This window comes from Dictyobacter halimunensis (genome assembly GCF_036245075.1).
Window position 1 is genome coordinate 1,688,495 of sequence record NZ_BSRI01000001.1, and the last position, 13,099, is coordinate 1,701,593.

Below are 13,099 nucleotides of genomic sequence, written 5' to 3' on the forward strand. Positions count from 1 at the left end.
TATTTATCTACATCCGTCCTTATGAAATCTCTCTCTTAACGAGGGAACGCGTACTGGAACCACGCGCACGGAGCTGACCACGCAGCATAACCTGGCGCGGGGGTCGTGAAGGTTCAGCGATACGCTGGATCAGCAGTTCGGCGGCGATCTTGCCGATCTCATAGGTAGGCTGGGAGATAATCGTAATCGCCGGCTGCACCAGCACGGTCCAGGGAGTTTCGTCAAAGCCCGCCAGCGCGATATCTGCAGGCATTGAGAGATGGGCCGCGCGAATCGCCTGCAGCGCCCCTTCCAGGGTCAGGCTATTGCTGGTCAGCAAGGCATCTGGCTGTTGGGGTAGGCGCAGTAACGCGCTCGCGGCCGCCTTACCAGACTCAACCCGTGGCTGGGTATGCCTGATGTATTCGGGTACCACTGGCACATTATGCTGCCGCAGCGCCTGCTCATACCCTTGCTGCCGTTCCAGGCCGGTCAGGCTGGTCTCTCCAAAGATAGCCCCGATACGCCCAAAGCCATTGTTGATCAGGTGTGTTGTCAGCCGATACGCCGCCTCCACATTATCCAGCAAAACGGCATCAGCCTCAAAATCAGGGGCCGTGCGATCCACCATCACGATTGGAAAATCAAAGCGCTGTTGAGCAAGGCTGGCAGCCGTCTGGCGCGTCGGAGAAAAAATGATACCCGCCACGTTGGTATCACGCATCAACTGTAGATAAATGGCTTCCTTATTGACGTCTTCATCGGTATTGCAAAGCAGGACCGTAAAGCCCTGGGCGTAGGCGATGTCCTCAACGGCACGGCTAATGGAGGTAAAAAAGGGATTGCGAATATCTGACACAATCAGACCAATAGTATTCGATTGCTGAGAACGCAGGCTGCGCGCCACCAGATTGGGCCGGTAGCCTAACTTTTCGACCGCCTCCATCACCCGCCGACGCACCTCGGGCCGTACGTGCTGACCATTCGACAGCACACGCGAGACCGTAGCGGTAGAGACGCCAGCCGCCTCGGCAACTTCTTTAATACTCGCCATACCCACTCCCTCATTGATCAGGCTAGCCACAGATTGTAATCGATTGCAATTAGTATAGCATATTTTGAAGCAGTTTGAAAGGAAATCAAACAAAAATTCCTTGACAAATGGCATTGTAATCGATTACAATTTGCTTATCGGTTGTAATCGATTACAAGAATCTCAGGTTGGTCAGAGGTGACCATGTAGTGAAGACCATTCAGTTGTAGGACTCTGGGGAGAGCTCGCATGATTGAGATCAACGAACGACAGATCAGCTTGCATGCCAGTCCGCGTGACAAGCAAGAGGCCATCAATCTTGTAGGACAGCTTCTTATTGATAGCCACAATATCGCCCCCGGCTATGTGAACAGTATGCGGCAACGCGAAGAGGTATCCAATACATATCTGGGAAACGGGATCGCTATCCCCCATGGCTTAAATGAACATCGCGATCTCATTGAGCGTACAGGCATCTCTGTGCTGCAGGTCCCCGCAGGCGTCACCTGGAATCCAGGAGAAACGGCGCGCCTGATCGTGGGCATCGCCGCCAAATCGGATGAGCATATCGAGGTTCTGCGCCGTCTGACACGCGTACTGAGCGATGAGAAACAAGTTGAGCGCCTGGCTCAGACCACCAATCCACAGGATATCATCCAGGCTTTAACCGGTGAACGCGCCCCTGAAACGCCCACCACCAGTAGTCAACCGGCCGATTATGAACACTATTTTGATGCCGTGGTAGGCAATAAGACTGGTCTGCATGCCCGGCCAGCGGCCACGTTTACCAATCTGGCCAAAAGCTTTAAGGCCCGTATCCGGGTTCGCAATGGCGAGCGCGTCGCGGACGGCAAGCGTCTGCTTTCCTTGCTCCAGATAGGCGCTGAGCGCGGCACACAGATCCGTGTTTCCGCCCAGGGTGATGATGCCGAGAAAGCCCTGAAAGCCCTGCAGGAGGCCCTCAATAACAAGCTAGGAGAGGAAGAGGCTGAGGCCGAGCAACGTACGGAGACGGCATCGTGGACTCCTCGCCATGCCAGAGAGACCATTCACGGTATTTCGGCCGCGCCGGGCATCGTATTTGGATCGGTGAAGACATATGTCCATCGCGCTGCAAAGATTGAAGATGAGGCCGGCGATCCGATTGAAGAGGGCGAAAAGCTACAGCAGGCTCTGAATACGTCCCAAAAAGAGCTTGCACAGTTACATGCCGATGTCAGCGCTCGTTCAGGCGCCAGCCAGGCCGCTATATTTGAAGCTCACAGCGAATTCCTCAGCGATAGCAGCATCCTGCAGCAGACGATCTCGCTGATCTATCAGGGTCACAGCGCCGCCTGGTCCTGGAACCAGGCCATCCAGGAGCGGGTGGAGTCGCTCCAGCAGTTGAGAGATCCGGTGCTGGCCGGCCGTGCCGCCGATCTGCGCGATGTCGGCACGCGCGTACAAAATCACTTAACAGGAACCCAACAGCAGGAGATTCAACTGGATAACCATCCCGTCATCCTGGTGGCGGACGACCTGGCCCCATCTGATACGGCTACCCTCGATCCACAGGGGGTGCTCGGCTTCTGTACGGTCGGTGGCGGCCCAACCTCGCATACCGCTATTATCGCTCGTTCACTGGGCATTCCGGCCATTGTAGGAGCGGGCAAGGAGCTCCTGAATATCGCCGAAGGCAGCACTTGTATTCTGGATGGTTCGGCGGGAAAGCTCTATCTACAGCCCGATGACGCCGATATCGAACAGGTACGTCAGCTACAACAGCAGGCACGACAGCAGGAGGAAGCGGCCCGCGCCGAGCGTTTCGCGCACGCCATTACCCGCGATCAGCATCGTGTCGAGGTGGCCGCCAACATCGGCAATGTGCGCGACGCGCAGAAAGCGGCCGAGGCAGGTGCTGAGGGTGTTGGGCTCCTGCGCACCGAGTTCCTCTATCTGGAACGCAGCAGCGCTCCCTCTGAAGATGAGCAATTCGCGGTCTACCGCGATATCATTCAGACGCAGAAGGGGCAGAATGTGATTATCCGCACGCTGGATATCGGCGGCGATAAAGAGGTCAGCTACCTGAACCTGCCCAAAGAGGATAATCCATTCCTGGGCGTACGTGGCGTCCGGCTCTGCTTTGAATATCCCGACCTGTTCATCCCACAGTTGCGCGCCATATACCGGGCGGCCACCTATGGTCCGGTGAGCATCATGTTCCCGATGATCGCGACGCTGGAGGATTGGCAGAAAGCCGCAGCCATGGCCGAACAGGTACGCCAGGAGCTGAATGGGCCGACCATACCGATCGGGATCATGGTTGAGGTGCCTTCAGCGGTTCTGCTGGCCCATCACCTGGCCAGAGAGATCGCCTTCTTCTCCATTGGTACCAACGACCTGACGCAATATGTGATGGCCATGGACCGCGGTCATCCACAACTGGCCAAACAGGCCGACAGCCTGCATCCAGCCATCCTGCAGATGATCTCGCAGACCGTACAGGCAGCCGAGCAAGAGGGCAAATGGGTCGGTGTGTGCGGCGGGCTAGCCTCCGAGGTGCTGGGAGCCAGCATCCTGACCGGCCTGGGCGTAAAAGAGTTGAGCGTCAGCATCCCGAGCGTTGCCACCATTAAAGCTCACATCCGTAGTTCCTCCCTGCAAGACATGCAGGCGCTCGCCAAAAAAGCGCTCCAGTGTCGTACCAGCGCAGAGGTACGCAATCTATGAGTAAAATCGCAACTATTACGCTGAATCCCGCTATCGATCTGACGGTGCGCGTGGACCAGTTCGAGCCCGGCAGGGTTAATCGCGGCCAGCAGATGCAGATGGATGCCGGTGGTAAAGGGGTTAACGTGGCCTCTTTCCTGGCCGACTATGGTCACGCCACGGCGGTCACCGGCTTTCTGGGCCGCGATAACGCCGCCATCTTTGAGCAGCTATTCACCCAGAAACGGATCGAGGATGCCTTCGTCCGCTTGCCAGGTCAGACGCGTACCGGTATCAAGGTGATCGATGAGGCCAGGCAACAGACCACCGACATCAACATGCCGGGACTTCAACCCTCGGAGGCCGATGTTGAACAGCTCATGGCGCGCATCGAACAGCTGGCCGCGACCTGTGACTGGTTCGTGCTGGCGGGCCATCTGCCTCCCGGCCTGCCAACCGGCTTCTATGCAACCATTATCGAACACCTGAAAACACTGGGCAAGAATATCGTGCTGGATTCCAGCCAGGCCGCCCTGCGCGCGGGTGCGCAGGCGGGGCCCACCATCCTCAAACCAAACATCGATGAGCTGCGACAACTGGTAGAGCGTCCCCTGGAAGACGAAACGAGTATCGAACAGGGTGCCAGGCAATTGTTACGGGACAACGTGCGCCTGGTCGTGGTCTCGATGGGAGAGCAAGGCGCCCTGTTTGTGGATCAACACACCACCCTGGTAGCTCAACCACTGGCGATCAAGGTGAAGAGCACGGTCGGCGCCGGAGACGCCATGGTCGCGGGCCTGATCGCCGGGCTCACCGAGGGTCTCCCCCTGGCCGAATGCGCCCGGTTGGCGACCGCCTTTTCCGCTGGGACCATCACACGCATCGGCCCACACCTTCCCGAGCGCCCTGTACTGCAACAGTATATCAGCCAGGTTCGGGTGCGTACGCTCCAGCCAGCCTCCAAAACCCAGGAAGAATAATTGGCAGCATAGATACTACACACAGGCTCAAGCAAGTATCAGGATAAAGATCGTATTTAGTATATGCAGAGCAGCATGGTCTTATCCCGTGCAGAGGAGTTCTATTATGGCAAAGATTGTGGCCATCGCCTCCAGTCCCAGTGGCATCGTTCATACCTTTATGGCCGCGGAAGCACTACAGCGTGGCGCCGAGGCCCTGGGGCACACCATCAAGGTGGAGACACAGGGTTCAGGAGAGGCGCAAAATACATTGACCACGAACGATATACAGGCCGCCGATGCGGTAATTATCGCCGCCGACGAAAAGATAGCGCAGGACCGCTTTTCCACAAAGCCGGTCTATAAAACCACCACCAGTAAGGCAATCCGTCAGGGTCAGCAGATCATCGAAGAGGCCCTGGCTCAACAGACAGCAAGCAGCGCTGCTCCCGCTCCCGCCACCCAGGCGGCTCCAGCTACGCCAGTTGCAGCTAAAGAGGTTGAGCACGCACATATCGTCGCCATCACCTCGTGTCCCACCGGGATCGCACATACCTTTATGGCCGCCGAGGCGCTGGAGCGGGCCGCTGAAACATTGGGGCACCAGATTAAAGTGGAGACGCAGGGTTCGGTCGGTGCCCAGAATGCGCTGACACCGGAGGAGATTCAGCGGGCGAATGTGGTGGTGATCGCGGCCGACGCCAAGGTCGATCAGAGCCGCTTTAGTGGCAAGACGGTCTATGAAACATCGACCCATGACGCGCTCCAAAACGGGCCGGGCGTGCTAAATAAGGCTCTGGCGCTGGCCGCCCGCAATCCACAGGGCGCGGCAACCACCAGTGCAGACAGCTCATCATCACAGGATTATCTGGCACAGATTCAGGATGCCAAAAGCAAGCGGTCGGCCGCCAGCACGGGCGTCTACAAACATTTGATGACCGGCGTCTCCTATATGCTCCCCTTTGTGGTCGCCGGTGGACTGCTGATCGCGATCTCGTTTGCCATTGGGGGTATCGACGCGGCCAAACATGCCGGTACCATCGGCTGGGCCTTAAACCAGATCGGCGCGGGCACCGGCGCCTTCAGCCTGATCGTGCCCATTCTGGCGGGCTATATCTCTTACTCGATCGCCGATCGGCCGGGCCTGGCACCGGGCATGATCGGTGGCGTACTCTCCAACTCGATCGGCGCTGGTTTCCTGGGTGGTCTGATCGCGGGCTTCCTGGCAGGCTATGCCACCTTTTACCTCAGCAAATGGATCAACCTGCCAAAGAATCTGGCCGGCCTGAAGCCGGTGCTGGTCCTTCCCTTGCTCAGTACCGCCATCGTCGGCCTGTTAATGGTCTATGTCATCGGTACCCCGGTCAGCCTGATCCTGACGTCCCTGACCAACTGGCTCAAGACCATGCAGGGGACGAATGCCTTGCTGCTGGGGCTCCTGCTCGGCGGTATGATGGCCATCGATATGGGAGGGCCTATCAACAAGTCGGCCTATACGTTCTCGGTGGGCCTCCTGAGCAGCCATGTCGACGCGCCGATGGCGGCCGTGATGGCGGCGGGCATGACGCCACCACTTGGTCTGGCCCTGGCAACCTATCTGTTCAAAAATCGCTTTACGGTAGAAGAGCAGGACGCGGGCAAGGCGGCGGCAGTACTGGGTATCGCCTTCATCACCGAAGGAGCCATCCCCTTTGCCGCACGCGATCCATTCCGCGTCATTCCAGCTACCATGATTGGCTCGGCGATAGCTGGCGCGCTCTCCATGCTGTTCGCATGCCAACTCCAGGTTCCCCATGGCGGCATCTTCGTCCTGTTTATCCCTGGCGCGGTCACCAACCTGCTCTCCTACTTCATCGCCATCGTGGCAGGAACGTTAGTGACCACGGGCATCCTCTTCTTTACCAAACGCTCGCTTGTCAGCAAAACGGCACCAGTCAAAGCCGAAGTCCAGTTAGCCCAGGTTTCTTAGGAAGAGCATGTACATGTTGGTGCATCGGACGCGCATGCGCGTCCGATGCACCAACATGTACATGCAGTACTTTTGGGATATGTTTGTATCGAGCGATGTCACAAATTCCCTTCAACCAACGACTATATTTATACAATTACATCTATGCCAGATAAGGGATAAAATAGCCTGTAATAGACGTCTAATAAAGTAGTAGAAAAAGTTTTATGCTTCGAATACTATACCATGCTATTCATATAAAAAGCATTACCATATTTTACGCATACCACACATGAGTAGCAGTTAGAGGCATCATAGAGAGCGAGGATAGGCTAATTGTGAAGCCCGTAAATATTTTATATTGCGCGAATTGCGGAGCTGCCAATCACGAACAGGATACTATCTGCTTTGCCTGTGGGAAGACACTTGTACATGCTCAGGATATTGATGAGCAAGAACAGATGCAAACTATTGTTCTCCTTGAGAATCGATATCGCTTGATAGATTCAGTTGGTAAAGGAGGGTTTGCTACCGTCTATAAGGCTGAGGATCTACGCAGCAAAACAATCGTGGCGGTCAAAGAGATCACGTTAAAGGATTTGAAGCCGCAGGAGATCATCGATGCCACCGATACCTATCACCGTGAGATACGCTTTGGGGAGTCACTCAAACATCCAGCTCTCCCCAGAGTCTACGCCCATTTTATGGACCAGGATCACTGGTATATCGTGGCCCAGTTTATCGATGGTCAGACGCTAGAAGAGTACCGGCAACAACTGCCCGGTGGACAGCTTCCCCTGGATGAGGTGCTCTCTATCGCCCTGCAGGTCTGCGATGTGCTCACCTATCTCCATTCACGCCAGCCGCCCATTATTTTCCGCGATATCAAGCCCGATAATATCATGCGCACCCGCGCGGGACGTATCTATCTCATTGACCTTGGCATCGCGCGTCAGTTCAGACCGGGGCAGAGACGCGATACGCAGGCGCTCGGCTCCCCCGGCTATGCCGCCCCCGAACAGTATGGCTCGGACCAGACTACGGAGCGCTCGGATATCTATAGCCTGGGCGCCACACTGCAAGCATTGCTGACCGGACGAGATCCCCTGGATGAGGATACCACGATCACCAGAAAACCAGTTGTTCTCCCAGAAGAGCTTTCAGAGCTACTCGCGGAAATGCTGGCCAGGGATCCCGCGCAGCGTCCCAGTTCCATCATCAGCGTACAGCGGCGCCTGGAGCAGATCAATACCGGGATAGCCTCCTCTCAGGCATCTCCGATCCCCGTGCCACCCCCCGCTCCAGCGTCAACTCCTTACTACATCCCTTCTACAACGGCAGGATCCGGCAATCCACCCACTGCTCCCAAACAACGCTTTGGCAGATTACAAGTAATAGCCATAGCTATTGCACTGCTCGCGGTTCTCGGCTTTGGTAGCGATAGCCTCCTGAACTATATTTCTGGCCGGACACATCATGTTTCCCGGTCACAAGCAACCTCTATACCGCCAGCCAGCCAGCAGGTACTCAATATCGCCGCCAGCAATCTTGATGAGCCGCTTGATCCCGCAACCGTTCAATATACCCAGTCAACGCAGATCGTCAGCATGACTTCGGCAGGATTGGTCTCGCTCGAAAACGACATGAGGATTCATGGTCAACTGGCTTTATCCTGGGAAACAGATCCTCAAGGCTATACCTGGACATTCCATTTACAACATGGCCTCAAATTCAGTGATGGTTCACCTTTAACATCAAAGGATATCGCCTACAGTCTGGATCGTGCCCTGGATCCAGCCTTAAAAGACGGTACTGCCATGTACAATCTGCAGTATATTCAGGGCGCGGACCAGCGTTTCGCGGGCAAGGTCAAGACGGTGATCGGCCAGGGAATCCTGACACCCGATGACGACACACTCGTGATTAAATTATCCAAAAATATTGCCTACTTTCTGGACACATTGACCTGTCCCTGCGCCTCAGTCGTGAAAAAAGCGCTGATCGACAAATATGGTCAGAATTTCACCGATCATCTCAGTGAAGGAAGTAGCTCGGGTCCATTCAAAATCGAGCGAAACACAAAACAACAGGTCGATCTCATCCCCAACCCTGACTATTATGGGCCTCACCCAAAGCTCTCCAGGATCTCGTTCACCGCGTATACTGATGCGGAAACCAGCTATCATGCTTACCAGACGGGTCAGGTGAGCTTCGTCAACAATATCCCATTGTCACTGGCGGATACGGCGAGTCGGGATCAGACCTTCTATCGTTCACCGCAGCTCACCATGACATATGTCGCCATGAATTATCAGATCAAACCCTTTGACAACATCAAAATACGTCAGGCGTTCGCGCTGGCCATCGACAAAGATCTCATCAGCCAGACTATCAGAAAAGGTACGACCTTCCCCACGAACCACATCATCCCACGAGGAGATCCCAGTGCGAATCCGGCCACGGTGGGTCTTGATGGCAACCAATCGACAGCGGGCAACCCTGAGCAGGCGAAACAACTCCTGCAGGAAGGCATGGATGAAGAAGGCATTGCTGCTATTAAATCATTTCCCACCGTCACATTGACCTATTCCCAAAACTCATCTATAGCATCGAGAGAGGAACTGGCATTCCTACAGGCACAATGGAAAACCACGCTGGGTATTTCTGTTAAACTGCAAGAGATGCCCGTGGGCACTTTCTATAACCTGGTCGATAATGCAAAGGACGCCAGGAACATCCAGATGTGGCGCATAAGCTGGGCCGCCGATTACCCCGATGCCAGCGATTGGACAACGCTCCAGTTCGGCCAGAACTCGGCCCAGAACACATATGCCTACGGTCAGAATCAAAGTAAGGCGGCACCAGATCAGCAAGTCATACAAAAAACGCTGGCACAGGCGGATGTCACCCAGGATCAACAGCAAAGGGTAGCGCTGTACCAAGGAGCGGAACAGAATCTGATCAATGATGTGGCATGGTTGCCGCTGTATCAGTTCTATGATTGCTATGTCGTGAAGCCCAATATATACGGCCTGACAGTAAATGCCATGGGGATGATTTCACCCGACGATTGGGCTAACATCTATGTTACTCAATAAAGAGCGATGTTGAGGTTTAAACCTCAACATCGGCGATCGAATCGAGAATCCATGTGGGACGGTAGGGGAAGCGTTCCACCTGTTCGCGTTTGGTGACTCCTGAGAGCACCAGGACAGTGCGCAGACCGCTCTCGGTACCCGCCACGACGTCGGTATCCATGCGGTCCCCAATCATGGCCGATTCCTCCGAGTGGGCGTTGAGCTTGCGCAACGCCATGCGCATCATGAGCGGGTTGGGCTTGCCCACAAAATAGGGCTTGACGCCCGTGGCGGAACTGATTAAAGCCGCGACGGCGCCTGTCGCCGGCACAAAACCACCCTCGCCGGGACCCATGACGTCTGGATTGGTGGCGATGAAGCGCGCTCCATTGCTGATGAAGCGGCAGGCCTGCGAGATACGCTGGAAACTGTACATCGTCGTCTCGCCCACTACCACATATTCTGGCTCCTGCGAGGTCAAAATATAACCAATGTCATGCAGGGCGGTCGTTAATCCAGATTCACCAATGGTAAAAGCACTCCCACCAGGTCGCTGGGAATGCAGAAACTGCGCGGTCGCTAACGCGGATGTAAAGATAGCGTCCGCTGGCACATTCAATCCCATATAGGCAAGCCGTACTTGCAGATCACGGGGCGTGTAGAGAGAATTGTTGGTAAAAATCAAAAAAGGGATACCTTTATCCTGCAGTTTATGAATAAAGTCAGCCGCCCCCGGTATCAGCGATGAGCCCCACAACAACACCCCATCCATATCGATCAGGTAATTTTTAACGCCGTCCATTACTTGCCCCCATTCGCTAAAGCGCTACCCATATATTATCGAGTAGCAAACACACGTTAGTGTAGCCCACCGTTCAAGTGGATGTCAATGAGCTTGACAGAATAGAACAAAGCGTGGACAAACCCTATGAGGGTACTATTGGCTTGACCCGCGGGCACGCTACTAGCTACAGTGTAGGATAAAAACTGCGCACAACCTGCGTCGCACCGTATAGACAGATAGAAGATAGAAAGTTAGAAAGAGAACTGACGTGGATATTGCTACTTACACCCGCGAGGTGCATCGCACCTGCGACATAGAAGATCGCCGTGAGCTATTGATCCTGACCGCGTTGGGCATTGCCGGAGAATCAGGCGAGGTTGTCGACCTGCTCAAAAAAACGCTCTACCATTCCCATACCCTGGATGTAGCCACTCTCAATAAAGAGATTGGCGACTTGCTCTGGTATATGACCCTGCTCTGCGATACCGTAGGCCTGACCCTGGAAGATGTTATGCAGACCAATGTCAACAAACTGCGCCAGCGCTATCCCGATGGCTTTGATCCCCAACGCAGCCAGTCCCGTCAGGGGTAAGCAGAAAAGTAGCCCTTTTACTACCTGAGGAACTTTTTATAACAAATGAATAATGTAATTCTTCGTGATAAATATTTTCAAGAACACAAAGTATTTATCATTTAAATTTTTTCTACTTTTTTGCCTTGTCAGCAGATACTCAATTTGTTACTATTAAATATACTAACTGCATTTATATTATTGATTCCATCAACAATATCAAATTTTGATTGAAGGAGAACTTGAGAGGATGGCGCGGAGAAAGAATAAAATTAGCATGATGGCGACCCTCCAGAAGGAGGCAATCCGTAGGCAGAAAGAACTAGAAAAAGAACAAACTCAGGCAGCCAAAGCAGCAGAAAAGGCTCGCAGAGCGTATGAAAATGCACAAAAAGCGGATCAAAAAGAAAGAGCTCGCCTTTATGCCGAATCCAGAATAGCTCAGGTTAATTTACAAAATGAACAGCTTGAACAAGTAATTACAAGCTTCAATACCCTTCTAACAGACTCGCTCAAAACAGATAGTTTCATTCCATTTGAGACACTAAAGCAACCGAGAAACTTACCAAGCTTTAATCCAGGTCCACTGGCAACGCCTGAACCTCCTCCTGTAGAACACAATTATCGTCCACCCGAACCGTCTGGATTAAAAAAACTATTACCAGGGTCTAAAGAAAAATATGCCCAGGAAGTCGCAAAAGCTCAGGATTTGTATGCTAAGCATAGGGTAGAACATAGCGCTCGAGAACAACAACGGCAAGCGAAATTAGCTGAGCTAAGAGCTGATTTTGATCGCCATTATAATGATGAGCTACAAAAAATAAACAATCAGCATGCAGAGGTAGACAAATTCCAACAGGACTTTGATGCACGTATACCATCTGCAGTCGTCAACTATTTTACTATGGTACTGGCTGCTAGTAACTATCCAGATAACTTTCCTCAACATGCGAAAGTTGCCTATGTTCCTGAATCAGCACAGTTAGTAGTCGAGTATGATTTTCCAAATTTTGAGACAATCCCAGAGGTTGGAACTTTCAAATACACGAAATCTAAGGACGAAATCACAAAAACAACACGTCCATTAACGCAAAGGAAGAGTCTATATAACTCGATTATTGCTCAGATTACTCTGCGCACTCTTTACGAACTATTCAAAGCTGATCGCAAGCATTACATCGATGTTATAGTCTTTAACGGCTACACAGAAAGCATCAATAAAGGAACCGGATTACCTCTAAGAACGTGTTTGGCAACGGTACGCACAAGCCATGACATATTCGAAAAGTTAGATTTAACCAGAGTCGATCCCCTCGCATGTCTCCAAGGATTAAATGCATCTGTATCAAAGAGCCCCACAGAATTAGCTCCTGTAAGACCAGTATTAGAATTTGACATGGTAGATCCGCGTTTCATTGAAGAAATTGATGTACTCTCGGATCTAGATCAGAGACCCAACCTTATGGAATTAACACCTGGTGAATTCGAATCTTTGATAACCAATCTTTTCCAAAAGATGGGGTTAGAAACACGCCAAACACAAGCTTCAAGAGACGGAGGTGTTGATTGTGTAGCCTACGATCCTCGTCCTATTTTTGGTGGTAAAGTCGTTATACAGGCTAAACGATACAAGCATACGGTAGGTGTAAGTGCGGTTCGAGATCTGTATGGAACACTTCAAAATGAAGGAGCATCCAAAGGAATTCTTGTAACTACAAGTGGCTATGGGAAAGCTTCTTTTGAATTTGCTGAGGGGAAGCCTATTGAATTGTTAAGTGGTAGTAATTTACTTTTCTTGCTGTCTGAACATGCTGGCATTGAAGCTAAAATAGATACCCCTGAAAATTGGAAAGATCCCCAATAAGATTAGGTACAGTAGTTTGATTATCCAGGCTTTTCCAAGCATATGGAAAAGCCTGGATAATCAAACTAAATATTATTCTACCATTATGTATTGCTCATCTAAATAAATTATTTTCAATACTTTGCAACCCATATCTTAAATTATTATAATGTTGACTATATCAGTCTATTATAATGCAACAATGCATATAGACTAA

At 52.5% G+C, this 13,099-nt stretch carries 8 protein-coding genes; 6 read left to right on the plus strand and 2 right to left on the minus strand.

The window, feature by feature from the left end; all coding sequences use genetic code 11:
* Positions 1-19: 19 nt before the first annotated feature.
* On the minus strand, positions 20-1,033 hold the full coding sequence (locus AABA21_RS06750; protein WP_338248218.1) for a LacI family DNA-binding transcriptional regulator: 1,014 nt from the start codon (positions 1,031-1,033) through the stop codon (positions 20-22).
* 228 nt (positions 1,034-1,261) lie between these two features.
* On the opposite strand from AABA21_RS06750, the gene ptsP reads away from it, so the two are divergent.
* From ptsP to AABA21_RS06770, 4 genes are all read left to right on the plus strand, one after another.
* Positions 1,262-3,721: a phosphoenolpyruvate--protein phosphotransferase gene (gene ptsP / locus AABA21_RS06755; protein ID WP_338248219.1), complete on the plus strand. Its 2,460-nt coding sequence runs from the start codon at positions 1,262-1,264 to the stop codon at positions 3,719-3,721.
* On the plus strand, positions 3,718-4,680 hold the full coding sequence (gene pfkB / locus AABA21_RS06760) for a 1-phosphofructokinase (protein ID WP_338248220.1): 963 nt from the start codon (positions 3,718-3,720) through the stop codon (positions 4,678-4,680). The genes ptsP and pfkB overlap by 4 nt, the downstream gene beginning before the upstream one ends.
* Positions 4,681-4,786: 106 nt before the next feature.
* Entirely contained in the window at positions 4,787-6,628 is a 1,842-nt protein-coding gene (locus tag AABA21_RS06765) for a PTS fructose-like transporter subunit IIB (protein WP_338248221.1), read from the plus strand.
* Positions 6,629-7,068: 440 nt separating this feature from the next.
* On the plus strand, positions 7,069-9,705 hold the full coding sequence (locus AABA21_RS06770) for an ABC transporter substrate-binding protein (protein ID WP_338248222.1): 2,637 nt from the start codon (positions 7,069-7,071) through the stop codon (positions 9,703-9,705).
* Between the two features lie 16 nt (positions 9,706-9,721).
* Here the strand turns inward: AABA21_RS06770 and AABA21_RS06775 are convergent, their stop codons facing one another.
* Positions 9,722-10,486, minus strand: coding sequence for an HAD-IIA family hydrolase (locus AABA21_RS06775; protein ID WP_338248223.1), 765 nt, complete (start codon positions 10,484-10,486; stop codon positions 9,722-9,724).
* 250 nt (positions 10,487-10,736) lie between these two features.
* Between AABA21_RS06775 and AABA21_RS06780 the strand changes: the two genes are divergently transcribed.
* Both AABA21_RS06780 and AABA21_RS06785 read left to right on the plus strand, forming a co-directional pair.
* Positions 10,737-11,060, plus strand: a complete 324-nt coding sequence (locus AABA21_RS06780) for a nucleoside triphosphate pyrophosphohydrolase family protein (protein WP_338248224.1) — start codon at positions 10,737-10,739, stop codon at positions 11,058-11,060.
* 256 nt (positions 11,061-11,316) lie between these two features.
* Positions 11,317-12,903 carry a restriction endonuclease gene (locus tag AABA21_RS06785; RefSeq protein WP_338248225.1) on the plus strand — a complete coding sequence of 529 codons (1,587 nt, stop codon included), beginning with the start codon at positions 11,317-11,319 and terminating at the stop codon, positions 12,901-12,903.
* Positions 12,904-13,099 lie beyond the last annotated feature (196 nt).